The organism is Sphingobium sp. TB-6, assembly GCF_012927365.1.
Taxonomy (GTDB): Bacteria; Pseudomonadota; Alphaproteobacteria; order Sphingomonadales; family Sphingomonadaceae; genus Sphingobium.
Map to the genome: position 1 here is coordinate 57,884 of NZ_JABBGL010000018.1, position 22,768 is coordinate 80,651.

Consider the following 22,768-nt stretch of genomic DNA (forward strand, 5'->3'; position numbering starts at 1 on the left):
CTCCCCTTTTGCTGCTGATGGGACCCTGCGCAGGCGGAAATAGGAAGCTGTGCCAGTGGAGGGTTCTCCTTGCCCCAGGCATCGAAAGGCTGCCCGGCCCTCGATTATGGTCAGCACGGCCGATGTCGGAACAGGCGATAGGAGTGGGGGTCGCCTGTCCCGGCCGGGGGTTGGCTCGACCGTGCTGACCTTCCCCCCGCGCGCTGCGTGCCACAGATGCGTCGCGTCGGGGGAAACGGGGAATGGAGCGGCGCTGAGAGGTAACAGCGCCGCTCCGGTCTCGCAGCGATCGGCGAGGCCAGCATGGCCTATGCGGGCAGACCGAGAGCAGAAGCCGCCGACCGCTACGGGAGACAAGAGGAGGGACCGGCTCATGGGGTCGAAACCCCTGCGCAGCAGATCACCTTCTCAAAGAGCATGAACTGGGCATTGTCCTTGCCTGGTGCATGTTTGCCGCTTGACCAGAGGGCGCCCGGGCGGCCGATATTGACGCATTTGCCGCCCTTGACCGGCTCCATGATCTGGAGCTTGTAGCGGCTCTTGGTCCAGATGGGCTGGGCCTTGAAAGAACAGCCATCGGCTGAGGAGATGGTGAGTGCGCCAAGGCGCCCCATCATGAAGGTCCCGCGGGCTGCCAAGCCTGCCCAGGCTTCGACGCTGTCGCTAAAATGGATGTCGCCCGCCACCGGATAGGTGGCGCCCCAGCTTCCCATACACCAGAAAAGCGGGTCGATGACCTTGCCCGCAGCGGCGGCGGCACTGTCGGCCATGCAGGCAAGGCCGGCTGCGGGGTTGCCGAAGAGAATGGCTTCAGGCTGGATGATCGCGCCCAGCGTCCCGGACTGCCATGTCGGCAGGACTTCCGTGATCATCGCGACGTCGAAGCCATTGTCCTCGATGCACGGGAGGTCGGTGAACATGTCGAGCATCTTCCAGACCGGCGCGATATAATAATGCATCTGCGCGAACATCTTCTGGCTGTTTGTCCCGTCAGCGATGGAGGACTGGCTGCCTTGCAGTCTGCCGCCGGTCGCCATGAGGTCGGCGCCCAGCGCCATCATGCATCCCGGCTCGGTCACGACATCGACCATGCGACTGGGCGACCAGAAACTGACCTTGACGCCGAACCAGAATGTCGCGCCCTTGCGGCAGGCGCAAAGCGGCTTTGATGCGGATTGCGCGTCGAGGTCCTTGTCGAGCTTGTCGAAGGAACCGACCCGGACGCCCCCGATGGTGATCGGGAAGATACAATTCCAGCGGACCTTGGTGATCGGATTGAAGATGGTCCCGGCCTCGCATTTGGAAGCCTTGGCGGGCGCTGCCGCGCCGCCAATGCCCAGCGCCAGCGAGAGGGCAGCGGCCCGAAGGAGAAGGCGCCGTTTCATGGCCTCGCGCTCCTGCCGATCGAGATGGGCGGGGCATATTCGGTGAGGACGAGTTTCTTTCCCTCCTGGGCAACGATGACTGGCGCGACGGTAAGCCCGAGGCGTTCCTTCACTCGCTCCTCGAGGATGAAAAGCGGCCGCCCCGTCTTCTCGGAAAGGTCGATGGCGTCGCCCGCGGTCAGCAGAATGAAGTCGGTAAATCGGGCTTTGCTAAGCGCCCAGCCAAGGTCGCGGGGGTGAACAATGACGAGGCGCTGGGGGAGCGAGACATAGTCCAGGGGATTGAACGTGAAGCCCTTGGGGTAAAGCAACCGACCATCGGGAAGGCGGATATCCTCCTCGACCGTATAGAAAGGCACGAGGGTACGAACCCGATTGGCCCTGGCCGGCACCAGGGCGGCAGCGCGCATCGCCGACCAGGACGAGCGCGGTCCGAACTGCGCGGCCATGTCAGGCGCGCTGGCGACGCGGGCCTCGATCTCGGCCATGGCATCGGGTTCTGCAATGGACCATGTCCTGCCGATCGTCGATGTGGCTGCATCTGCCCGAGTGGCCGACAGGCCGAGCATCAGCGCGCCGATGAGGGCATGCCGGGTAAAATGGGGCCTCGACTGGTCAACGGTCATGACGGCGCCTCCACCATGGAGGCGCTTGATCGGCCCGGGAACCACGGATCGCAGCGATGAGCGCGGAAACGCCTACTATCCAGTTCATGACCAACAAGGCCCGCAGCGGGGTTGGCAAAGGCGCGGAGGCCTCGAATATCAGGACTGTCTGGACGAGCAGCATCAGCTGCGTCCCGACCAGAAGGCGCACCGGCCCTGCCGCGGGACGGGAGGACAATATTCCGCTCATTTGCCGCGCCACCAGAGGCGCAGGCGCGCGGTCGCCCGATCTACAGCGCCTGTAAGGCCGATGAGGAGGATGCCGCTCGCAAAGCAGCCGCCTCCCACCATGATGGAAGCACGCAGGACGAGAAGGGTCGGCTGGCGCAGGGCAAGTCCGGCTGCGAGGACCAGTGCCGCCATCATCAGCGTTTCGATCGTGACGAGGCGGAAGCGCCATGCAAAGGCCTGAGCCTTTGCGATGCGCGCCGCCCGCGCCTCGATAAAGGCCTCAAGCGCAGGATCGGGTTCGAATTCGAACTGCGGTTGGCTGCCGGAAGCGGATTGCCGTGCCATTACCGGATCTCCTCTGGGTAAAGGGCGGGCGGGGAGGTGCCCAGGATTTCGGCGGCATCAATGCCGGCAAGGTCGCAGACGGCCTCGAGGGGCGAGCGCCCGGCTCGCAGGCGTGCTTCAAAGGCGGCGACCTCCTGGGGAGCGCTCGTGTTGATCCAGTAGGAGAAGGGGTCGACGACAAGACGGGCGATGCCGAGGCCCAGGGGCGAATCGATGAAGACTTCGGAATAATGCGGCTTGTTGTTTCGTACCGATTTCAGGAGTTCGAGGACGAATCCTGAATAGTCGAGGATCTTGTTCTCGACGGCTTGGGTGTAGGTCGAGCCCTGGAGCAGGAAACGGGTCGCTGCATTTTCAAGGATCACCTGGCCAGTGCCGCCAAAGAGGAGCAGGTCGTTCATCGACTGGAGAACGACGCCGAAGCTTCCCTGATATTTGCGGGCACGGCGATAACCTTGCCCAAAGACTTCGGCGAGCCGGGAAAGATCCTGGCCGTCCATCCGGGTCATGAACTGGGCCGCCTCGTCGCACAGCACAAAGCGCGGGCGGTCGCGGGCGGAAAGGTAGAGCTCCTGGCTGACCGCGTTCACCACTACCATGACGATGACGTTGAAGAGGTCTGGCATGGCCTTGAGGCGCTCGAGTTCCAGCACCACGAACTCGTCGGTGGAAATGTCGAAGGTGGAAGGGCCATTGAAATAATGGCCATAGGCGCCCGAACTGCCAAAATCGCGCAGGTTGAAGGCGAGCTCGCGCGCCATGGGTATGAGATGCTCGACCCTGTCCAGATCGTCGCCCACATGCGCGGGATAGGCCCCGAGCCAGTCGCGGACGGCGTCGATCCCGGCTTCGGCGCGGCCGCTGTCGATGGTCCACTGGACGGCGGACTTGAGCAGGTTCCATTCCGAGGTCGAGACGCCCTTGCGGGTTGCGGCATTGGCCATTTCCGCGACGATGGCGACCGCCATGCTGATCGCAGACTGGCGATCGTCGCCGTCGAGCGCAAAGCCCATGTCGAAGGGATTGAGGACAAGTGCCTCCTCCCCGATGTCGATATAGCGGCCCGAGCAGAGGGTGCAGAGCTTTCGGTAGCTCCCGCCGATATCGATGATGCGGATGAGCGCGCCTTGCGCATAATATTGTTGGCAAAGATTATTGAGGAGGAAGCTCTTGCCCGCACCGCTCTCGGCCGAGACGATGAAATTATAATTGTTGATGCGCGGATCGAAGAGGTCGAGCGTGATGAGCTGCCCCTTGCGCCCGGCATAGAGAAGGGCAGGGCGCCCACCGCCACGAAAATCGGTCTGGACCGGCGCGAGCAATGCCGCGGCCTTGGCCGGCATCGGAAGATCGCGCTCCAGCATGCGCGTGGTGCGGCGGTCGGGATAGAAGCCGAAGGGAAGGCTCATCGGCAGCAGGATGGGATTGAGATAACTCTCCTCCTGCATCATCCAGGGAAGCGGTTCGCTCTCCCAGAGGCGCTTGGCGCGGGCGGCCATCTCGCGTGCCTCGGCGCTGTCGCGGCCAAAGACCCAGACAGTCGGGATGACCGAGACGAAGCGGCTGTTCCCCGCCTCGTCCAGCACCCAGCCGATTTCCTCGATCTGCTTGCCGACCTCGACGGCAAAGCTGCCCGCGGCCTTCTGCGCTGACAGGATCTGCGCGCGCTTGTGGATCTCGAAGGTCGAGTGATCGAAGAGGATGTTGAGCGTATAGAGGAAGGGGCCGCCAATCTGATCGCTGTCTTCGGCAGCGCCCCGCATGCCTCCCAGGAGCCGGTTGCACCGCTCCGCTGTCACGCGCCGGGGTGGCGATTTGGGTGTCAGGCAGCGGGCGACCTGGTTGCCCAGATGGAGTTCCGGGCCTGAAAAGAGAAGATCGGGCCCCGCGTCGATGATCTGCTTGCGGACGGGGCGAGCGGGATGGAATTGATCGCCGCGCGCAAAGACGCCTGGAGCGGGCGCGAAGACGCCGTTGAAGATACGGCGGTAGAAGCTGACAAGCGCTTCGGGCGCGAGCCGCATGATTCCAAGCTTGGAGAGTTGCTCCTCAATCTGGCGGCGCAGGTCTGCGCCCAGCGGTTGCCTGGTCTTGATCGAGAGGAGAACGCGGAAGTTGCGGATCGGGATGCCGTGGAGCGCCGCCAGTCCTTGGGTCCCTGCGCGCAGATAGTCGCTGGTCCGTCGCGCGGACGCCTGGATCAGGGGATCGGGCCTGGATTTAAGATCGAGATAGGCGTCGAGCGCATCGTCGATGAGCGGATCGGCAAAGCAATGAAGCTGGACCACGGTTCCGGTCGCAAAATGGATATTGAGGAGGCCCAGCAACGCCTGGTGGACATGGGCGAAGAGATAGGCGGACGGCATCAGTTCCCAGGCCTGCCCCCAGCCATCGTCGATGCACAGGAATGCTTCCTCCTCCTCGACCCAGGCGACCATCGGCAGGAAATCGGAATAGGCGTCGCGCGCAACGCTTTGCCTGAGGCGCGCGACGGTCATGCCGCCGCCATGGCGGGTGCCCGGCGCCCTCATTGTTCCTGCTCCTGCGGCGGAGCAGGGATGTCGCTTTCCGGCACGAGGCTGGGTTTTTCCCGGCTCTGTTCAAGCACCGGAACGCGCTGGGCCGGTGAGTGCGCGGTGACAAGATAGTCGCCGACGACCCATTGGGGCTTGTCGAGAATGGAGTAGATGTAGCGCGGCATATAGAGCCGGTCGGGCCGTTTACGGTCCGCATAGGGAAGGATCAGGGTGCGGATCGTGCGGCCGGGGCGCAGCATGGGAGTGACGGGGGCTTCGACGAGCCCCTTGAGTTCCTGATAGATGCTGTCGCGGTAGCCGAGATAGGGCGCGCCGCTCGTACCCTTGGCCCTGGGGGAAGCGATTGCCGTGTTCGACGCCGCCATCTTGCGCCCATTGGTGACCTTGGGATCGGACTTCGAGGTTCGACCGGAAACGGCATCGGCATAGGCGCGTTCGGGATGAATGCATTGCCCATGGTCGCTATTCTTGCAGCTGAACTTTTCCGAATAGGGCGACATGGCCGAGCCGATCGCCGTGCAGGCTGGGAGGAGCGTGAGAGAAAGGAGCAGTATGGCCGTTCGAGGGGACCTTCCTGTGGCAGAAGCATGGGGGCTGAGCATGACATTGTCTCCCTTTTGACCGGGCATCAGAATTTGGCTCCAGCGGTCGGCTTGATCTCGAGCGCGACACCTTCCTGGATCACGACCACCACATCCTTGGCGGCGCCGACCTCGACGATGGGGCCGGCCTGCCGGGCAAGATCGAGATAGAAATCCGTGAGCTTGTCGGAGGATTTGGAAAGGCCGCCGGCTATGCCGGATTTGGCGGCGTCGCCGGCATCGAGGGTGCGCACCGTGCCGAGAGCAGACGTCGAGGTATCGCCGAATGTGTTTTCCACCGTCTGGCTGACCCCGCTGATGGTGCCGGCGATAAAGCTGCGGGCCAGCGCCGCCCCCGCTCGGGTGACGACCTTCCCCGACAGCCCCTTCTTGCCGTCGGTATCGACGAAGAAGCCTTTGATGGGCTGATCGACCACTGACCGCTCGTCGAAATCGACACAGGAGAGCGAGACGAGCTGGACCTCGACCCTTTCTTTCGCGAGGCTGCCGGTGGCATTGCCGATGACAAAGCAGCCGGCGAGATTGGCTTTGACGTCATTGGGAAGCACGGCGGGCGCCTGGACGCGGGCGATCAGCGGTTCGGGATTGCTGGTCGCGTCCCGGCTCGCCAGCGCGTCGATCCCGGTCAGGAGCCGCGCCTTCATGAAACCAGGCGGCAAATAGATCGTCCGGGTCTTTTTTTTAGAGCCATTTGGCGACGCGTTTCCGCCCTCTGCGACAAGCGCGGTCGTGGCTGCGCCGATCGATCCCACCTGCCGCTCGACCGGCGGCGCGGGCGGGGCGGCCGGGGCAGCGGGCATTGGGGGTGGCGCGGGGAGGCTGCTGTCGGCGCTCCCCAGTTCGCCTCGCGTGGGGCTTGGCGGAAAGGCCGGAATGTCGCCGGGAAGGGCGCTCGGAAGATCGCCATCCGCGGCGGCGGGGGTGCCCGTGCCAGGCAAGATCTTTCCTTCCTCGATCGCCGTGACGCGATCGCCGAGCAGGGTCTGGCCATCAAGGATCTTCTTGAGGTCGCCGCGAACCTTGGTTTCGAGGCTGTCGCCGCGAAGGCCGGCTCCCATATCGAGGCGTGATGCGGCAGGAGCGTTTTGCGTTTCCTCCTTCGAGCCGCTGGACGCGGTATAGAGGCCATAGCCGAACATGGCGATCACAAGCCCGATCCCGGCCTGCCGGGCGCGCAGCTGCTGCCGAGGGCTCAACATCGCCCATCTCGCCTTGAGGTCGAGCAGCGCCGGTCCGCGTGGGCTCAGATCAGGTCTCTCCGCGTCGATGTGAGGCTCGTCATCCCTCTGGGGCCTTGTGTGCGGCGCGTGGCGTCCCGCCGCACCGGCGCGGCCACGGCCACGACGTCCGTGATCGGACTCGCCATCCTGCCCGAAGCTTTCCTTTTCGTCGGGTCCCGTCATAGCGTGTCCCCCCGGCGCAGGATGATGAGGCGCGCTGTCTCACCCGCCTTGAGGGTGAGACGATCGAGCGTTACGCCGAAGATCCGCGAGCCCAATTTGGCGTCGAGGAACAGCCGCTCATCGACGTCCCCATCGGCGGTGGCTTCGACCCAATATTCAGACGCATTGAGGTCCGCGCCCTCGATGATGACGCGCCTGCGCTCGGTTATGCGCAGCGTTGGGGCGGCTCGGAGCGAGATGGGCCGGGCGTCGGCGGCGACCTCCGAGAAGCTCGCCGGTACCCGGTCCTGGAAAAGCGACAAGGTGATCGAGACGGCACGCTCTTCTTCCACCAGGGGAGCGAGCAGTTCGTCATTGGCCTGTGCGCGCTGCCTGGCGCCGGGCGCCAGCGTGATGGTCTGCGCCGGGATGTCCGAAGGCTCGGCGTAAAGCGGATAGATCGCGCCATTGCAGGTGACGAAAAATTCCGATGGCGTCGTCACATAGCTGCGGGTGACCTGGCCGTTATCGTCGCTTTCCTTGACCAGGAATTTGATCCAGGCGTCTGCTCCGCCCTTCTCGACGGCAAGTCCTTTTTCGGCCGAAAATTTGACATCTTCGACCTCGCCGGCCTGGCAGACCAGATGATTGACGTCGCGGTTTGAGAGCCGGATGCTGCTCGTCTGATCGGGCAGCGCTGAAATGCTCTGCGCCTGCGCCGAGACCAAGGACGAGCCCGCCAGAAGGGCGATGGCCGCGCAGAAGGGTTTAGCGGAGTTCGGCATCGAAATTCTCCTCGGCTAGGGACAGGAGCCAGAAGCGGCCGGCATCGATCGTGTAGCGGATGCGCAGATTGCCCCTGAACTTGCGGATGACCCCGCCGATCACGCGCACTTTCTCGACCGGTACGAGGATCTGGCGATCAGTCCATGTGACCGGCTGATCGGGCCGGATATAGGTCGCGATCGAGAGCGTCGGATTATTGGCGAGTTCATCGAGGATGGCGTTCAGGCTGTCGCGCAGGCCATTATAGGCTGTGGGATGGACGATGCTCAAAAGCTCCTGGAACTGGCGGTCGGCGCAATAGGCGGAATAGGTGCCCGAGAGCGCCACGATGTTGCGGGTCATGGTGCGCAGATAGGCTGCTGATGGCTTGCCGCCGGTCACATAGAGATCGCCGCCGGCGCCGAAGGGGACAACCACCGTGCGCTGGTTCTGGCTCGTCGTGTAAAGGGCGATCGCAAGAACGGACGTGATCCCGAAGAGTCCGAGAACCGAGAATTTGAGCAGCCTGTTCTCCTCGAAGAGGTTGGATGAGCCCTGGAGGTAGCGATGGATGCCAAAGCTCGCCGGTTTGCCAAGGAGCGGATCGCTCGTTTGCCCGTCGGATGATCTGCGGAACATGGGGAATCTCACTCGCAAAAGCGGGTCTGGGTGGGCCCTGGATAATGGGGCAGGCGAAGCAGGCCCCAGCGCCAGGCCAGATGCGGGATGAAACCGCGTGGCTTGGTGCGCTTCCAGGGAATGAAGAGGAGAAGGACGCCGACCAGGGACCAGCCGACCAGGCCGCCGACGATGACTGCGACGAAGATGGTCGATACCACGACAATGAATTCCTGGGCGTCGAACCAGAGGATCTGGACCGGCTTGTGCAGGAATTGGGGAAGTCTTTCGTCCACGTCCTTCTCCCTTGCTTCATCACGCGATCAAACGTGACTTCCAGGAGCGACCGTCGCTCCCAGAACCGACGCGGGGAAAGGTACAAAGCCCGCGTCAGTCTCTTGCCTCGAACCTCAGACGATGAGGCCGAAGGTCTGGAGGATAGAGTCCGCCCGGATGAGGCAGACCGCGGCCACGATCGTCGGGATGCCGATCATGATGTTCGAGAAAAGCCGCGAGACCCCGAAGAGGAAGGCGGCGACACCGCCGACAAAGCCAAGCGGACCCTTCACGCCCTGGTTCACCACGATGTCGTAAATGTCGTAGCCAAGGTCGCCGGCGGCCGGCGCCTGGAAGGCGTGGGCGGCCGATGCCAGGGTGAAGGCAAGAAGGAGGGTGCCCACGGCATCGGCCGACCGAAAAGAGGCGCGGGCGACCCGGTTGAGAGAGGGCAGATGTCTGAGCATGATAGGTCTCATCATGATAGTCTCCAGGCAAAGTGGAGCCGTCCTGGAAGTCTGCCTGCCGGCACCGACTTGCACGTTCGTTGACGGCCAGCGATGGGACTGGACGGCCCCTTGAGGAGCGCCACCGCGAGCATTTCATTTGGCCTGTGCGCGGACCGGAGGCTTCCGCCCGACGGTCGTTTGCAAGCCTGGCAGAATGGATCAGGAGGGAGGCTTGGGGCGTTCTTTTGCGTTCAGCCATTCCTCGATCTCGGCCTGCTGGAAACCGGATATGATCTTGCCGTCAAGGACCAGCGTGGGCGTCCCTGAAATGCCCATGGCCTTGACGGCGAGCGCATTCTGGGTGACGCGTGCTGCGCCTTCCTTGCACTGGACAAGGGGCCTCAGCGCCTCCCCGGCATAGGCCTGGCGAAAGGCCCGGGCCTGGTCTTTCGAGCAAAGGATATGCTCGGCCTTCGATGCGGCCTCGGGATGGATGCCGCTCACGAAATAGATCTGCCGCCGCACCGGCATTCCTTCCGCTGCCTTGGCAGCCCAGAACCGGTCGAGCGCACGGCAATAGGGGCAGTCGGGATCGGTGAACTCGATGACGGTGGGAGCGCCCGGCGGACCAATGATAAGGGCCTCATTCGGATCGAGATTCTTCACCTTCTTGCGGGCGCCTGCATCCTGGGCAAGCGCGGTCAGATTGACGCCATTCTTGTCGTAAATGGTGGCGAAGAGGAGATGATCGCTCTGTGGCGCATAATAGAGGATATGGCCGCCGGCGCTTGCCTGGAACAAGGGGCCCTTCACAGGCGCGGGACCGAAATCCTCGAACTGGAGATTGGTGAAACTCTGCCGCAACCGCGCCTCGGCCACGCGGGCCGTTGCGGCAAGGTCCGGGTCTAACGGATCATTCTGGCCCGCGGTCGCGCCGCTTGCTGCCAGAAATGCCGCGCAGCTCAAAAGCGGCACTGTCAACCACGGGCGATTTATCATTGGCCACTCTCCACAGGGTAGGAAGGCAGAGCCTTCAGTAGCGTCGCATCCATCCGGATCGTGGCTCCAAGACGAAGCGCGGGGGCGGGGGAGGCCGCCGGGGGACGGGCAGGGTGGATGAGAAATTCGCCATTCACCTCTTCTATGGTGAGCTGGCCTGTGTCGGGTGGTGAGGCCGGCGCCGCACTTTGGTGGGCGTACGCCTCATGGGGTGAAAAGAGGGCGGACGTGACAAAGCCTGCCACGATCGCCGGTCGAATGGCCGACATCATGAAATTCTCCCTGATGTGCGCGGGGCGTTTGCCTCGGCGGTTCGACTGAAGGTGCCGGTATTTTTCGCCCTGCCTCGTGGACAGGAGAGAGGACCATGTCACCCCTTGTCGGGACGAGGCAAGGCGTGCGCCCAGCCGGCGATGCGGCGCAAGTGGGAGGGCACTGTAGTGCCGAAACCGGCACTACAGTGCCGAAATCGGCATTTCAGTGCCGATTTTGATCAATAAACGCCTTCAAATTCAGTTTCTTCCGTCAGAAGCTTGGGGTGGTCGCGCGAATCGCAAGGGACTTGAGGCATGGCCGGTAATCGATCGAGAACCTATAGATTGACCCTTTCGAGCGAGGGAACGGATCTGTTCCTGGCCTGCCATTGCCGGTTGGCGCGCATCGCAAAGAGCTTCATCCCCTATGGGGCGACGCTTTCCGTCGCATTGTTGCTGATCTCGACCATGGATACCGATGAACTGGTTGCGGAGCTTTCCATGCCATCGCTCAAGCAACTCGCAGGCAATGATGAGCATTATGTGGGCGCATCGACCGAGCTCACACCCCTTGCGGTCGCCATTCTCGGACGGATCGAAAATTCTGGTCAGATCGATGCGCGACCGACAATCGGGAAACTTCATGTCGCGGCCATTGCTGTGATGTCGGCCAGCGAGGACCGCGCCTTGGCCAGGGCCTACCGTCAGCTTTCCACGGCTTTCCCGCGGAACTGACACCGCGCTGCACAGCGCGCCCTCCCTCGAAAATAGCGTCAGGGCTGCTTGCAACGCGGCGGGATGGGGGCGTTGGGGCTCTACCATTGCGCTTCAACAGATTGAAAAATGGGGAAGGCTTGCGGCGATCGCTGAGGCGCCCACTGTCAAAATGGTACCGATAATATTTGACCTGATGCATGAATCACATGACCTTGGGCATGACGGAATGTGCATTGGTGCTTTGAGACGCGATCAGCGAGGATCTGATGATCTCATCTCAAGGCGACGCCTTTGATGATAAGGCGTCGATACTGGCCGAGATCAAGTCGATCTCAGGTCGCCGCATTGAAGAACGGCGCAGGCGCCATCGCATTACGCAAGAGCAACTTGCCGCTGATGTCGGGATCAGTGTGCGGTGGCTCAGGGAAATCGAGGCGGGAAACCCGAGTTCTCGTTTCGATCACCATCTCGCTTGCGCTGATGCCCTAGGGCTCTCCTCGGCGCATTTCCGTATTCCCATGATGTTTCTGGAGCACAAAATGCACTTTCCCCGCCAATTCCTTCTCGAAGACTTGCACGAAATCGAGCGGCTCTTCATCGAATACATCTCGAACCTCAATTTGAGAGCTTTTCTCAAACCCTCCGGGGGAGGATCTGGACCTTCCGGTTCCGGGGCTTCTGGTTAAGGAAGCGTCATGGCGCCAGAAGCATTGACCGCTGACCGCCTGCATCGCGAGATCAAGACGCTGATCATGCGGGGGCGGTTCGCGCCCGGCATGCCGGTTGCCCTCCAGGCTATGGCCGATGCGTTCGGCACCAGCATTTCGCCCGTAAGGGACGCACTCAATCGCCTTGTTGGCGAGCGCATGATCGAGACGCAAGTCGGCGGCGGTTTTGTGATGCCCGCTATCACATACAGGCGGGCCTATTATCTGTACGCCTTGCACGCGGACCAGGTGCGCATGGTCATCAAGGCCGTGGAAGAGCCCGCCAATATTGGCCTGCCTCCCGCAAGCCTGCTGGACAACAGCCCCGATCCCCATTCGATTGTGGCGGCAACGGCTGAGCTTTTCTCGTCGCTGGCAAGTTGTTCGCCAAACCCCGAACATCTCGACGCCATTGTCGGCACCGGTGAGCGACTCGCCGTCCTTCGCCTGCATGAAGGCGAGGTCACAAGACAGGGTGAAGAGCTTGTGGCGCTCTGGAACGTCACCAACTCGGGCAATAAAAATGCAACGCGCACCGCCATGGGGCAATATCATCGGCGTCGTTTGTTGCGGGCGGACAAGATTTCTGCGGCCGCTGCGCGATGGATGCCCGACAATGAAATGCCGGAGGGCCTTTAGTTTTTGAACGGAGGTATCCCCAATGGGAGAGTCAATTGTCTCTCCAAGCTTATAAGGTGCCAATATGGCCACTTATAAGTTCGGATATATGGCCTTGGTTATTTAGCATCGGAGATACCGCAAATGGTTGCGGATTTTCGATGGAGATGAACATGCAGAGCATCCACGAACATGATGATGGCGTGATCGACCTGGGCGTTGCTTCGGTCGATACACAGGGGTCTGTCACTGGCGATCTCGACGCCATCGGCCTTCAGCTGAACAACACCGGCATTGCCGACGACTGATCCTCCGGGGGCGCGCGTCCATGCGACGCGCGCCTTCCCCAAAATGGTGCGGCACTCCGATCGAAGGCACTGACCATGGGTTACAGGATGAGGCGAGGCTTGTCCTTCTGCGTGACAGGAGGCCGATCGATCTTCCTGGATGTCGAAGCCGATCGCTATTTCGGGATCAAGCCAGGATGGGACCAAGCCTTTCAGGCGCTCGTTGCCGATGGCATCGCTGGACCTGAATTGTCGTCCCTGATCGATGCGGGCATCCTCGTTGAAGATGACGCAGTAGGCGGGATCATGCGTCCCCCCGCGATTTTGCCGGCGACAAAAGAAATGTCCGTCGAACGGGTCTGGCCCATTTCTGGCCTGGGTCTGAGGTTCATCATCGCTCAGATTGAGACCGTGATCGCCTTGCGGACCAGGACTTTTTCCAATGTCCTGCGTCCGATCGCAGATCATGCCCGTATCGTGGGGCCGGGTCGCACAGCAGGGCTCGACCCTGAATGGAAGCCCTTCGCATCCGCCTTCTTTGCCTCATCTGTCCTGCGACCCAAAAGCGGTCATTGCCTTACAGACTCCATCGCTTTCATGCGCGTTGCCCAGTCCCTGGGTCTCAAGGCGGAGCTTGTGCTGGGTGTCTGTGCTACCCCTTTCTCGGCGCATTGCTGGGTTCAGGCAGGCGGTCATGTTCTCAATGACCGGCTGGAAAATATCAGAAATTTCGAACCGATTCTGACGATATGACGCTGGGCCGCTATCTTCTCCTGGTCGATTGGAGCAAGGCTTCGATCGAGCCCGTGGCCGCCAGGATGCAGGACCGTCTGCAATTCCAGACCAGGTTCGCGGATCATGACTGCATCATATTGGCGAACGACCCTGGGCAGCTGCTCGCCATGCCGGGCGAGCGCGGAATGATCATCGGCACCGTCTTTCCCAGGCATGGACCGGCAAGTGCTATCGAGAGCAGTGACAGGCTGTGGCTTGAGGAGCTCGACGCGCCCGATCCGCTCACCCTCCTGCGCGATCGCTTCTGGGGCGGCTATGTCGGGTTGGACTGGCAGACTGGCGCGCTGCGCCTGTTTCGCGATCCTGGCGGTGCCATGCCCTGCTATTATATGGCGCTTCCGACCGGCTGGGCGGTTTCTTCAGACGCTGAAATGCTGGTCGAGGCGGGTCTGCTTTCGCCGAGGATCGATTGGGCGGAGATGCCGCGCTATCTGACCTCCAAGGATCTGCCTTCCGGTCGGACAGGGATTGAAGGGTTGATGGAACTGCTCGCTGGCAGCTGCGTCACCCTTGGTCCGACGATGAGTGCCCCAAGACAATATTGGTCGCCATGGGACCATTTGGCCGAATGTGATGGGTGGGACGGCGATGCGATGGCCGAGCGATTGCGCCGGACGGTTGATCATTGCGTCGCATCATGGGCATCGACTGGCGATCGGACCCTGGCAACCCTCTCCGGGGGCCTCGATTCCTCGGTCGTGGTTGCGGGCCTCGCCCGGGCGAAACGCGATTTCCAATGCGCGACGCTGGTTGCCGGTGACCGCCTCGGCGACGAGAGAGAATATGCCCGCGCCATGGCGGCTCATGCGGGCGCAGAACTTCACGAAGCCCATTATGATCCTGATGACGTCGATCTGGACCGATCCGTCGCGCGGCATTTCCCCAAACCGATCGGCACGCTGCACGAGACAGCCTTCCATGCCGCGATCATGAGACGAACGCGCGCATTGGGGGCAGCGGCGGTATTCACCGGCAATGGTGGCGATAGCATCTTCTACAATAGCAGTTCAGTCCGCCCGCTGTTCGACTTTCTGCGATCCAGGGGGCCGGCTTTTCAAGCGATCACGGTCTTCCGCAATATATGCGAGGTTACGCGCAGCGGTCGAACGGCGGCGCTTCGTGCGGTGATCCGATCGATTCCGGCCATGCGACGCCCCTATGTCTGGCGGCAGAATTTCGCGTTGCTCACCGATGATCTGGTGACCGAGATGTCGTCGCAGCCCCCCAGCCATCCCTGGCTCGACGTCCAGCCGCTCGGGCGCCCGGGGAAGGTTGGGCATGTGTCGCATTTGCTCAAGGTCCAGAACCATCTCGAAGGCTATCTGCGCCCCTATGATATGCCCATGATCAATCCGTTGATGTCCCAGCCGGTCGTCGAGCTGGCTCTGGGTATTCCGACATGGCGAATGATCGAAGGGGGAAGGGATCGCGCGGTGGTTCGCAAGGCCTATGCACAAGCCCTCCCGTCCATCGTGCGCGACCGCCGGCGGAAGGGAAGCCCCAGTGGATTTGCAATGGATGTCCTCCTTCGCAATGCCGCCGAGGTCCGCGAGCGCCTCATGGACGGCGAGCTGGCCCGACGGCATCTGGTCCATGCCGAACGGGTGGCGGCCGTCATTCCGCAAGCACGAAGCAGCGGACATATGTATGTCAGGCTGTTGATCCTGCTCGATATGGAAGCATGGATCTCTCACTGGCGGGCTTTGGGAGGCTGATGGGGTGCGCGCCCAATCTCCAGAGGCCTCTGCGACACGGAGGCTATGCGATCAGTCCGCCATTTCTGCTGCATGTCGGCCCATCTTGCCGCTTCCTCGGCATCGCCGCTGTCGCTGGTTGGGCGCTTGCCCGATAGCCAGAAGTCGAACCATCGAAGGTTCCGCCGATAGATGCTGGCGCGGGCGGCGGGATGCCGCTTGATGTGGACCTCATCTGGGAAGACGAAAAGGTCGACCGGGCTGTTCGCAGCGCGCAAGGCCCTGATCGCTTCGAGTGCAACGAGATATTCGCCATCGGCCGCCTGGATCAGGATCGGGAACGCGACCCGCGAGGCATTGCGCGTCAGCGAGATGTCCGACCACATGCGCGGGTCGTCCTCGGGGGAGGCGGGCCATCCCAGTTCATGATAATAATTCTGGAGTGACGGCCCCGATAGCCAGGTCTGGGAAGGCTCCCAACAGCAGCCACTCACCGATGCAGCCTTGAAGAGCTTGCTGTGCAGCGCGGCGAACTGGACCGTGGTGGACCCGTCACTGAGTCCCGTGATGCCGATTCGCTCTGGGTCGGCCAGGCCAGCTTCTACGAGCTGCGTCACCTTCGTCTCGATCGCGGACAGGATGCTGCGCCGCTCTGCGAAACCCTCATTCTGGCGCCGCTGCCTCTCGATAGCGGACAGGCCCTGACCAAAGAAGGGCGAACGCGGACGCTGAACCGTCAGGACGAGATAGCCGTCGCGGGCGAAGAGCTGGACCGGAAATTCATCACCGGTGCCGCCCCGCAGGAAGCCGCGGCTTTCATATTGGACGACGATCAGAGGATAGCGGCGCCCGCGCTGATAGTCGGGAGGGTAGGTGAGGTCGCCAAAGCATTCGATGCCGCGGTCATTGGTCCAGTGCAGGCGTTCGACCCGGCCGAGCGCCAGCTTTCCAAAGTTTGGGTTCGGTTCGAAAAGAGACGTTGATGTCCCGGTCCGCAGATTGATGCGGTCGAGATAGCGTGGGCGCGTTGACCCCTCGCGACCACAAAGTAGATCAGTTCCAAATGGGGTGCAGTTGCTCAGAAGGTTGGAGGTCGAATAGAGCCGTCGAGGTTCAGCGCTGCCGATCGTCCATTCGTAAATGGCCATTTCGCTCCGGGCCCAACCTTCCCGGCGGACGTAACCCACCACATTGGGCGCGGCGATCCACGGCTCGCCCTCTACTTCGGCGCAAGCGGCGCTGGGGCAGGGATGCTCTTTTCCGATCGGCCCTGCGACAAGGCGACCCACGCCATTGGCGTCCGGGACCGTCTTGGCATGGACGTCGCGCGTGCCATGGGCTTCCACCTCCTTTGCGGTCATCAGCTGCTTTTCGGCTTCGCTTGCCGCTCGGACGCTGCCATCGCCAAGATTGACGGCTTCATATCTGTAGGTCGGGATGCCGCTTGGCCAGGGAAGGTTGGACGCGAAGGGGAAATATCGATCGTCAAATCGGTATCCCGTAAGGGATTCTTCTCGCAGGGCCAGGCGCGCGCTGCTTTCATCGCGAGCCTTGTAGATGATGCTGCGGCCATCATCACCAAAGCGGAAATCAACGATGTCGTGGGTGCCAACGGTGACAGGCTTGACCGTCCTCGTCCCATCCCACAATCGGAGTTCGAGCTTGCCGTCGACGAGCTTCAGGAAGGCAAGCAAGGTTCCGTCCGCGGACCATCTGGGGGTGATCAGCTTTGTGACGCCGCTTGGAAATCCGTTGGTGCCGTAGAAATTGTCAAAGCGGAAGAAGGAGACGCCCGGGCCAGAATCGATGAGCCTGGCGCCTCGATCACGATCTATGACATAGATGCCGGTGCAGTAGCTGTCGCCCGCGATGCTCGCCCGCCTGACCCCTACCGCAACACGAGCATTATCCGGTGAAACCGTGAAGTAGGGGCCACTTTCCAGCGGCGCATTGGGGCCAAGGTCGAGCGTTTCAATGAGGTCGCGGTCGACGATGGCGCGCGGTTTCGCGAGAGTCGGATGCACCTCGAGCGAGCTGGCGCAATCTTGCGATGCAGGTGCGGCCGGGACTGCGGCCGCACCTGCCCCGGCAATGCCCAGGACAAGGGAAATGAGCATCACCAGGCCTTTGAGACCGTGAAGCTGATGAGCCGCCCGACGCTGGAATAGTTGGTGGCATCATAGGTCGGATTGGTTGCGCTGGAGCGGATGGTGGAGGGCTTCTCGTTCAGAATATTCTGCCCGGAGAGCAGGAAAGACCAGCCTGACCAGAGGCCACTTCCCTCGGGCTGCCAACTGACAGTAGCGTCGGCGGAGTGGAAGCCCGCGACCTTGTAGGTCATCGTCGAGCGGTTGTCGTCGGTCCCACCGATATAGTTATAGGCCAGGGTCGCGCCGATGCTGCCGCGTCGCCATCCGGCGCTGGCGCGGCCCCGCCAGTGGGGCGGGTTGAAGATGGTGCCCGCCCGGACGATGGCGGGTTGGCCATCGCTCAGGCGCTGATCGCTCTTGAGGTAACTGGCGCTCGCTTCGAGATTGAACTGGTTGCCGCCGCCTGAGAATTCATAGGAGGCGGAAACATCGACCCCTTCGATATGCTGGCGCGCCGCGTTCTGAAGCTGGTTGAAGATGATAGCCGCCAGATTGGCAGGATCGTAGGCGCCGGTAGTTTGGTTCTGGACGCCTAAAGGGAGAGCGGCTGTTGCTGCCAGCACCTGCTCGAGAGTGGGATTAAGGAGGATCAGATCGGCATATTCGGCCTTGAATGCCTGCGAGCTGTCGGCGATCGGCCTGACCACCCGGTTCTTGTAGCGGACGTCGAAATAGCTCGCTTCGAGCCGCAGGCCCGGAACGATCTGCGGCTTCAGTTCCGCGGTCAGCGTAAAAGTGGTCGCCTTTTCTGGTTCAAGTTCCTTGCTGCCACCGCTGATCTGGAGGACGTTTCGATTGGTCGGCGGTGTGGGCAGATAGAAGGCTGGGAAGAGGAGCACGCCCTGTCGCACGGTATTTTGCTGGCTCAGCGTCGGTGCCTTGAATGATTTGCCCCATGCGCCCTTCAGGGTCAGATCGCGGGTCGGTTGATAGGTGATCCCGACCTTTGGCGTGGCCAGCCCACCGATCCGGTCATAGCGCTCATAACGCACGGCGCCGGAAAGCTGGAGCGAGTTGATGAACGGAACAGCGTTACGATCGGCGACGAGCGGCAGGAATATCTCGCCATAGGCAAAGGTGGCAGTCTGGGCATCGGTATAATTGAGGAGCGAGCTTGTCGCCGTGGCGGTCACGCGCTTGATCGATGCCTCCAGTCCATTCGATCGCAAACCTGCGCCGACCGCAAGTCGCGCATCACCGCCGGGCAGGGCGAACAACGGACCCTCACCGCTGAACTCGGCCGACCAGAGATCATTTTTGTAGCGGATGTGGTTTGCCGCCGAAGCGCGGCCGCCTGAGTAGATCTCCGCAATAATCTGGCTGTCACTGATGGCACGCGTCGCCCGCGCAAGCACTTCCCAACCGCCCGGAAGCCGAAACTTGATCGAAGGGCTGATGGAATAGCCCTCGATATCCGGGCGGCTGATCGTCCCACTTTGCCTGACATCCGCCGTGGCGGTGAAGGGGAGCGCGGCAACTGACTTGTGCCTGTTATAATGGGCATCAATCTCGAGTTCGACGGCATCCGCGAGCGCCTGATGGCCGGCCAGGACCGCGCTGATCTGCCGTTGAGAAGGAAGGATGGTCATGCTGGGCTGGCGTGAACGCATGTATGAGCGCTGTGAGGCCGAGATGTCGGTCGATTTGTTGAAATCGCCTGCGATCATGAAACCGCCGCTGTCCCAGCGGCGGCCGGTGACAGCGCTATACTGTTGCTGGACATCGCCGCCATCGGTCGCGGCTCCAAAGCGCGCGGTGGTCAGCAGCCCGTCATAGTCACGCCGAAGCAGGATATTGGCAACGCCGCCAACCGCATCGGAACCGTATAGGGCCGATGACCCGTCAGCGACGACCTCGATCCGTTCGACGGCGGCCAGCGGAATCGCCGATATATCGACACCCTGGCTCACGGCATCATAAGCTACGCGATGCCCGTTCAGCAGCGTGAGCGTGGCGTCAGGGCCAAGGCCACGCAGGTTGAGGGTGGAGGACGAGGTTGTGTTCTCCGATCCGGTCTGCACGCTGGAAATGACGCCAGGGTTTTGGCCGCCAGCGAAATTCTGCGGGATGCTGCGAACGAAGCCACCAAGATCGGTATAGCCCTGCTCGGCGATCTTTTCTCGGGAAGCGGAAATGACGGGAGAGGTCGGGCGAGCGCCGCGAATTCTCGATCCCGTGACGAAAAGCTGATTGTCCGCCGCGCCGGCTACCTCATCGCGCGACGGCGCTTCTCGCCCCCGAAGGTAGATCGTTCGCCCCCTGATTTCAGCGGTGAGTCCGGATTGGTCGAGGAGGGCTGCAACAGCCTCCTCGACCGTGTAGTCGCCCGACAGCGAAGGGGAACGGCGGCCCTTGAGGGTCTTGGGGTCGGCAACAAGCTGATAGTCGCTGCCGCGCGCAACAGCGCGCAATCCCGCGCCAAGATCCTGTGAAGGTAAGTTATACGACTTGCGTGCTTCCTGGGCGGCCGCGTGAGAGGAGAGGGCGCCCATGCAAAATGCAGCGCCGCTCAATAGTGCAATCTTCCCGAAACCCATAGGTCTGCCCCTTAATCCGCATTGCCTCTTTTCAAGGTTCAATCCGAATGACGGGGCTCGGCTATTTTGAAGCCGGGATTTCGTAATTATTTTTTCGTGGTCAGGAGGAGCCTGTTCTTCTGCGAACGATCGATCGTCAGATCAAGGAAGCCGCTCAGGGCTTCTGCGACCCGCTCTATGTCCCGAATATCGATGTCCGCGAAAATCTTACGGTTGCCCAGGGCGGGCGAGGCGAGTTCGATCTTGGTCGCGCTGTAGGTGTTCGCCTCGGCGATGACCTCCCTGATCGGTACATTGTCGAAACTTTTCACGCCATCCACCCATTGCTGCTCGGATCGTTTTGCAGGAATGACAGCAATTTCCGTGCCTTGTCCAGGAATCCATGACAAAAGCTGACCCGGTTGAAGCCGGAGCGGCTGGTCGCTGTCGCTTGCCGCCGCATGTATCACTGTGACCTGGGTCTCGCCTTCGACCGGATTGATGCGCACGCCAGCGCGATTGGCTATGTCGAAACTCCCGCCATGGGTGCTGACTGTGATGCCCGCCGCCCGGACGTCAAATGGACGCTTCTTGTCAGGGACGACGAGGAAGCGCGCCCGGCCTCGTTTCAGTTCGACGCTGCGACGATCGGCAGTGAGATGGACAAGGAGCAGGGTATCGGTGTCAAGAAGGATGGAGGAACCATCCGCCAGATGTTCGGTGCGAACTTCTCCGACTTTCGTTTCCAGCGGCGTCCGTGCCTCGCTTTGCGCAATGAGGGCAGGCGGGTTGCTTGTCTCTCGCCAGAGGAGACCGGTTCCGGCAATGACGCCGATAGCAAGCGATGCGGCAAGCGGCATTGGGACGCGAGATGGCCTGCTCTTCGAGGCGGGCTGTTGCTTGCGCGCCCGCATCCCGGCTCGTGTCGCGGCATTGCTCGCGACTATCATGCCCTCCACGACACTGAGATAATACATCTTCCGCTCCGGCTTTTCCGCGACCCAAGCGGAGAACGCCTCCTGATAGTCTCCGAACCTGTCCAGTGCCTTGGGATCGGGGATCGCCTTTGGATCGGACATGATCAGGCAGGCCCAATCCATGGCCTCCCGCTCGTCCTGGTTCACGCTATCCGCGCGCTCTTCAGTCATCATTCGCCTCGCGATGGGCCGTGACGTGTCGGATGGCCTTGAGCATCTGCTTCTGTACAACCCAGAGCGGAAGTTCGAGCTCGTCGGCGATTTCGCGATAGCTTTGCCCCTGGACCCGGTTGCGGAGGAAGATGTCGAGCGTGTCCGGCTGTAACTGCTGCAGGATCAGCGTCCAGCGGGCGAGTTCCTGTCGGCATTGAACGTCGCGGTGAATATCGACAGGTGCGACAGCGACCATGCCGTCGTCCAGGCTTGCGGATCTCTGGGACAAGAGTGTTGATCCACGCTCGGCAAAATCCCGCAGCAGGTTTGTGGCAATGCGGGTGAGATAGGCGCGAGGGCTGGCGAGGGTCAAGGTTGGGGCACCACGCGCGAAGCGGCTGAACGTCTCCTGGCTCAGTTCATCCGCATCGGCCTGGTTGCCGAGTCTTCGCGTGAAGAACCGCATAAGTCGGGGCTTTTCCCTACGATAGAATTCCGAAAAGGCAAGTCCATCGCCGCCGGAATCTCTGATTGCACGAGGATCCCTAACGCGATCCTCCTGTCTGCCCTGGCCCATATGTCGCACCTATGTCCTCTCGGGGCGACGGCCAAAGCCGGATGTTAGTAACCTGCACACGTCAGGCGCATGCGCCTTTACCGTTGCCGGCTGGACATGCGCGCATGCCACCCGGCCCCCAGTGAAACTGCGACCGAGCATCGTGTGAGAGGTTACTATGCCCCACTTCCGCGCTTTCAACGGAAGTCGGATCAATTTGCCGGAATGACGGGGGAGCGCAACCCTAAAGAATGGATTTGTGACGTTTTTTGGTAAGGGGGCGAGGGGTCAAGAAGGTGATGGGCGGCTGCCGCTGCTTGGGCATCGCGCCCTTGCCGGCTCGACGTGTCGCCGCAGGGGCCGGGTTCGGCTGTGCCGATCCCGGCCCTGTCGGGGCAGCGATCGCTGCCGCGATCGTGGTTTTCTAAACAAGACCCCTGACGGCGGCGCGAGGACTGAGGCGGTTCTTAAACGGTCCATCCGGTTCGCTGCCGAGATGGCCGGCATTCAAGCAGAAAGGAGGGGAGGGGGAAGGAGAGCGGCGGCCCGAATGGGCTTGTTGCATCTCAAACGGGAGTCTCCGCAAATGGCGTATCATCATGATGTGAGCAGGGGCTTGGCAAGGTTTGTTGCGCGGATGCGTGACAAAGTGGCGGACGATATCTTTGTCGCGCGCATCGAGCATTACCTTGAGCGAAGCGGGCAAGACGATGGTGGGCGACTTGCCGTGGCGTGCGGTGAAGAAAATCTGCTGATTGGCAGAGCCGTCGCCGGTATGGAGCCGCTGACACGAGCCATTCTCATCCTTGTCGTAGCGCGGAAGATGAGCGTGGCACAGGTCTCTCGGCGCTTCGGTATGAGCGAAGAGCGTGTCTGTAGACATTTCAGGTTGGCTATAGAGATGGTGGCCGAGCAGGGGCGGTTGGGCCTGTCGCCCTGCGGCTCTTCTGATCGCTGATACTGTACAACTGGGCTGCTTGGCAGGCAGATATGATTCATTTTCCGGCGAGGGTTGGGACTTGTACGAACATGACGTAATCGCGGGAGCGCCGGCCGTTGGCCAGATGCACGGGATTACTGGAAGGTTGGTTGCCCCCCGATAAGATGAAGAATGGGCTCACGATTTTGGACCGGGCCCAGCATCATATGG

General features: G+C 61.8%; 22 protein-coding genes. 7 read left to right on the forward strand and 15 right to left on the reverse strand.

The features are described 5' to 3' along the window. Positions 1 to 371: 371 nt before the first annotated feature. The 11 genes from HHL26_RS19285 to HHL26_RS19335 all read right to left on the reverse strand — a co-directional run bounded on the left by HHL26_RS19285 (position 372) and on the right by HHL26_RS19335 (position 10,191). Entirely contained in the window at positions 372 to 1,385 is a 1,014-nt protein-coding gene (locus HHL26_RS19285) for a TraU family protein (RefSeq protein WP_169576484.1), read from the reverse strand. Then, entirely contained in the window at positions 1,382 to 1,954 is a 573-nt protein-coding gene (locus HHL26_RS19290) for a conjugal transfer protein TraW (RefSeq protein ID WP_240962519.1), read from the reverse strand. Before HHL26_RS19290 ends, HHL26_RS19285 begins: the two co-directional genes overlap by 4 nt. Before the next feature lie 282 nt (positions 1,955 to 2,236). Beyond that, positions 2,237 to 2,566, reverse strand: a complete 330-nt coding sequence (locus tag HHL26_RS19295) for a hypothetical protein (RefSeq protein ID WP_169576487.1) — start codon at positions 2,564 to 2,566, stop codon at positions 2,237 to 2,239. After that, on the reverse strand, positions 2,566 to 5,097 hold the full coding sequence (locus HHL26_RS19300; RefSeq protein WP_169576489.1) for a TraC family protein: 2,532 nt from the start codon (positions 5,095 to 5,097) through the stop codon (positions 2,566 to 2,568). The genes HHL26_RS19295 and HHL26_RS19300 overlap by 1 nt, the downstream gene beginning before the upstream one ends. Continuing rightward, complete coding sequence (locus tag HHL26_RS19305; RefSeq protein ID WP_346765601.1) at positions 5,094 to 5,603, reverse strand: TraV family lipoprotein; 510 nt, start codon at positions 5,601 to 5,603, stop codon at positions 5,094 to 5,096. The genes HHL26_RS19300 and HHL26_RS19305 overlap by 4 nt, the downstream gene beginning before the upstream one ends. 128 nt (positions 5,604 to 5,731) lie before the next feature. After that, the gene (locus HHL26_RS19310) at positions 5,732 to 7,108 is read right to left on the reverse strand and encodes a TraB/VirB10 family protein (RefSeq protein WP_169576493.1); all 1,377 of its coding nucleotides are present in this window, start codon (positions 7,106 to 7,108) and stop codon (positions 5,732 to 5,734) included. Further along, positions 7,105 to 7,872 (reverse strand): type-F conjugative transfer system secretin TraK, encoded by a 768-nt coding sequence (locus tag HHL26_RS19315; RefSeq protein WP_169576494.1) that lies wholly within the window; start codon positions 7,870 to 7,872, stop codon positions 7,105 to 7,107. Before HHL26_RS19315 ends, HHL26_RS19310 begins: the two co-directional genes overlap by 4 nt. Next, complete coding sequence (locus HHL26_RS19320) at positions 7,856 to 8,491, reverse strand: TraE/TraK family type IV conjugative transfer system protein (protein WP_169576496.1); 636 nt, start codon at positions 8,489 to 8,491, stop codon at positions 7,856 to 7,858. Before HHL26_RS19320 ends, HHL26_RS19315 begins: the two co-directional genes overlap by 17 nt. An 8-nt stretch (positions 8,492 to 8,499) precedes the next feature. Further along, complete coding sequence (locus HHL26_RS19325; protein WP_169576498.1) at positions 8,500 to 8,766, reverse strand: type IV conjugative transfer system protein TraL; 267 nt, start codon at positions 8,764 to 8,766, stop codon at positions 8,500 to 8,502. 114 nt (positions 8,767 to 8,880) lie between these two features. After that, positions 8,881 to 9,228, reverse strand: coding sequence for a hypothetical protein (locus HHL26_RS19330; RefSeq protein WP_240962512.1), 348 nt, complete (start codon positions 9,226 to 9,228; stop codon positions 8,881 to 8,883). Between the two features lie 186 nt (positions 9,229 to 9,414). Continuing rightward, on the reverse strand, positions 9,415 to 10,191 hold the full coding sequence (locus tag HHL26_RS19335; protein ID WP_346765602.1) for a DsbC family protein: 777 nt from the start codon (positions 10,189 to 10,191) through the stop codon (positions 9,415 to 9,417). Positions 10,192 to 10,763: 572 nt separating this feature from the next. Between HHL26_RS19335 and HHL26_RS19340 the strand changes: the two genes are divergently transcribed. The 6 genes from HHL26_RS19340 to HHL26_RS19365 all read left to right on the forward strand — a co-directional run bounded on the left by HHL26_RS19340 (position 10,764) and on the right by HHL26_RS19365 (position 15,287). Beyond that, entirely contained in the window at positions 10,764 to 11,183 is a 420-nt protein-coding gene (locus tag HHL26_RS19340; RefSeq protein WP_169576501.1) for a hypothetical protein, read from the forward strand. A 248-nt stretch (positions 11,184 to 11,431) separates the two neighbouring features. Beyond that, positions 11,432 to 11,851: a helix-turn-helix domain-containing protein gene (locus HHL26_RS19345; protein ID WP_169576502.1), complete on the forward strand. Its 420-nt coding sequence runs from the start codon at positions 11,432 to 11,434 to the stop codon at positions 11,849 to 11,851. Positions 11,852 to 11,860: 9 nt separating this feature from the next. Continuing rightward, a complete protein-coding gene (locus HHL26_RS19350; RefSeq protein WP_169576504.1) occupies positions 11,861 to 12,511 on the forward strand; it encodes a GntR family transcriptional regulator in 651 nt (216 codons plus the stop codon). A 152-nt stretch (positions 12,512 to 12,663) separates the two neighbouring features. Further along, the gene (locus tag HHL26_RS19355) at positions 12,664 to 12,798 is read left to right on the forward strand and encodes a benenodin family lasso peptide (protein ID WP_240962513.1); all 135 of its coding nucleotides are present in this window, start codon (positions 12,664 to 12,666) and stop codon (positions 12,796 to 12,798) included. A gap of 228 nt (positions 12,799 to 13,026) precedes the next feature. After that, positions 13,027 to 13,530: a lasso peptide biosynthesis B2 protein gene (locus tag HHL26_RS19360; RefSeq protein WP_169576507.1), complete on the forward strand. Its 504-nt coding sequence runs from the start codon at positions 13,027 to 13,029 to the stop codon at positions 13,528 to 13,530. Then, on the forward strand, positions 13,527 to 15,287 hold the full coding sequence (locus tag HHL26_RS19365) for an asparagine synthase C-terminal domain-containing protein (protein WP_169576509.1): 1,761 nt from the start codon (positions 13,527 to 13,529) through the stop codon (positions 15,285 to 15,287). Before HHL26_RS19360 ends, HHL26_RS19365 begins: the two co-directional genes overlap by 4 nt. Here HHL26_RS19365 and HHL26_RS19370 read toward each other — a convergent pair. The 4 genes from HHL26_RS19370 to HHL26_RS19385 all read right to left on the reverse strand — a co-directional run bounded on the left by HHL26_RS19370 (position 15,263) and on the right by HHL26_RS19385 (position 21,639). Continuing rightward, the gene (locus HHL26_RS19370; protein WP_169576511.1) at positions 15,263 to 17,383 is read right to left on the reverse strand and encodes an Atxe2 family lasso peptide isopeptidase; all 2,121 of its coding nucleotides are present in this window, start codon (positions 17,381 to 17,383) and stop codon (positions 15,263 to 15,265) included. The genes HHL26_RS19365 and HHL26_RS19370 overlap by 25 nt on opposite strands. Continuing rightward, on the reverse strand, positions 17,383 to 19,827 hold the full coding sequence (locus HHL26_RS19375) for a TonB-dependent receptor (RefSeq protein WP_240962514.1): 2,445 nt from the start codon (positions 19,825 to 19,827) through the stop codon (positions 17,383 to 17,385). The genes HHL26_RS19370 and HHL26_RS19375 overlap by 1 nt, the downstream gene beginning before the upstream one ends. Before the next feature lie 212 nt (positions 19,828 to 20,039). Next, positions 20,040 to 20,792 (reverse strand): FecR domain-containing protein, encoded by a 753-nt coding sequence (locus tag HHL26_RS19380; protein WP_240962515.1) that lies wholly within the window; start codon positions 20,790 to 20,792, stop codon positions 20,040 to 20,042. A gap of 280 nt (positions 20,793 to 21,072) precedes the next feature. Then, positions 21,073 to 21,639 (reverse strand): RNA polymerase sigma factor, encoded by a 567-nt coding sequence (locus HHL26_RS19385; protein WP_169576516.1) that lies wholly within the window; start codon positions 21,637 to 21,639, stop codon positions 21,073 to 21,075. 529 nt (positions 21,640 to 22,168) lie between these two features. Here HHL26_RS19385 and HHL26_RS19390 point away from each other — a divergent pair. Next, complete coding sequence (locus HHL26_RS19390; protein WP_206377535.1) at positions 22,169 to 22,576, forward strand: sigma-70 family RNA polymerase sigma factor; 408 nt, start codon at positions 22,169 to 22,171, stop codon at positions 22,574 to 22,576. Positions 22,577 to 22,768: the final 192 nt, after the last annotated feature.

Bases quoted from the DNA above. Each gene is read 5' to 3' on its own strand.
- HHL26_RS19285 (WP_169576484.1), bottom strand. From the start codon at position 1,385: ATGAAACGGCGCCTTCTCCTTCGGGCCGCTGCCCTCTCGCTGGCGCTG.
- HHL26_RS19290 (WP_240962519.1), bottom strand. From the start codon at position 1,954: ATGCTCGGCCTGTCGGCCACTCGGGCAGATGCAGCCACATCGACGATC.
- HHL26_RS19295 (WP_169576487.1), bottom strand. From the start codon at position 2,566: ATGGCACGGCAATCCGCTTCCGGCAGCCAACCGCAGTTCGAATTCGAA.
- HHL26_RS19300 (WP_169576489.1), bottom strand. From the start codon at position 5,097: ATGAGGGCGCCGGGCACCCGCCATGGCGGCGGCATGACCGTCGCGCGC.
- HHL26_RS19305 (WP_346765601.1), bottom strand. From the start codon at position 5,603: ATGTCGCCCTATTCGGAAAAGTTCAGCTGCAAGAATAGCGACCATGGG.
- HHL26_RS19310 (WP_169576493.1), bottom strand. From the start codon at position 7,108: ATGACGGGACCCGACGAAAAGGAAAGCTTCGGGCAGGATGGCGAGTCC.
- HHL26_RS19315 (WP_169576494.1), bottom strand. From the start codon at position 7,872: ATGCCGAACTCCGCTAAACCCTTCTGCGCGGCCATCGCCCTTCTGGCG.
- HHL26_RS19320 (WP_169576496.1), bottom strand. From the start codon at position 8,491: ATGTTCCGCAGATCATCCGACGGGCAAACGAGCGATCCGCTCCTTGGC.
- HHL26_RS19330 (WP_240962512.1), bottom strand. From the start codon at position 9,228: ATGATGAGACCTATCATGCTCAGACATCTGCCCTCTCTCAACCGGGTC.
- HHL26_RS19340 (WP_169576501.1), top strand. From the start codon at position 10,764: ATGGCCGGTAATCGATCGAGAACCTATAGATTGACCCTTTCGAGCGAG.
- HHL26_RS19345 (WP_169576502.1), top strand. From the start codon at position 11,432: ATGATCTCATCTCAAGGCGACGCCTTTGATGATAAGGCGTCGATACTG.
- HHL26_RS19350 (WP_169576504.1), top strand. From the start codon at position 11,861: ATGGCGCCAGAAGCATTGACCGCTGACCGCCTGCATCGCGAGATCAAG.
- HHL26_RS19355 (WP_240962513.1), top strand. From the start codon at position 12,664: ATGCAGAGCATCCACGAACATGATGATGGCGTGATCGACCTGGGCGTT.
- HHL26_RS19365 (WP_169576509.1), top strand. From the start codon at position 13,527: ATGACGCTGGGCCGCTATCTTCTCCTGGTCGATTGGAGCAAGGCTTCG.
- HHL26_RS19370 (WP_169576511.1), bottom strand. From the start codon at position 17,383: ATGCTCATTTCCCTTGTCCTGGGCATTGCCGGGGCAGGTGCGGCCGCA.
- HHL26_RS19380 (WP_240962515.1), bottom strand. From the start codon at position 20,792: ATGCCGCTTGCCGCATCGCTTGCTATCGGCGTCATTGCCGGAACCGGT.
- HHL26_RS19385 (WP_169576516.1), bottom strand. From the start codon at position 21,639: ATGGGCCAGGGCAGACAGGAGGATCGCGTTAGGGATCCTCGTGCAATC.
- HHL26_RS19390 (WP_206377535.1), top strand. From the start codon at position 22,169: ATGGGCTTGTTGCATCTCAAACGGGAGTCTCCGCAAATGGCGTATCAT.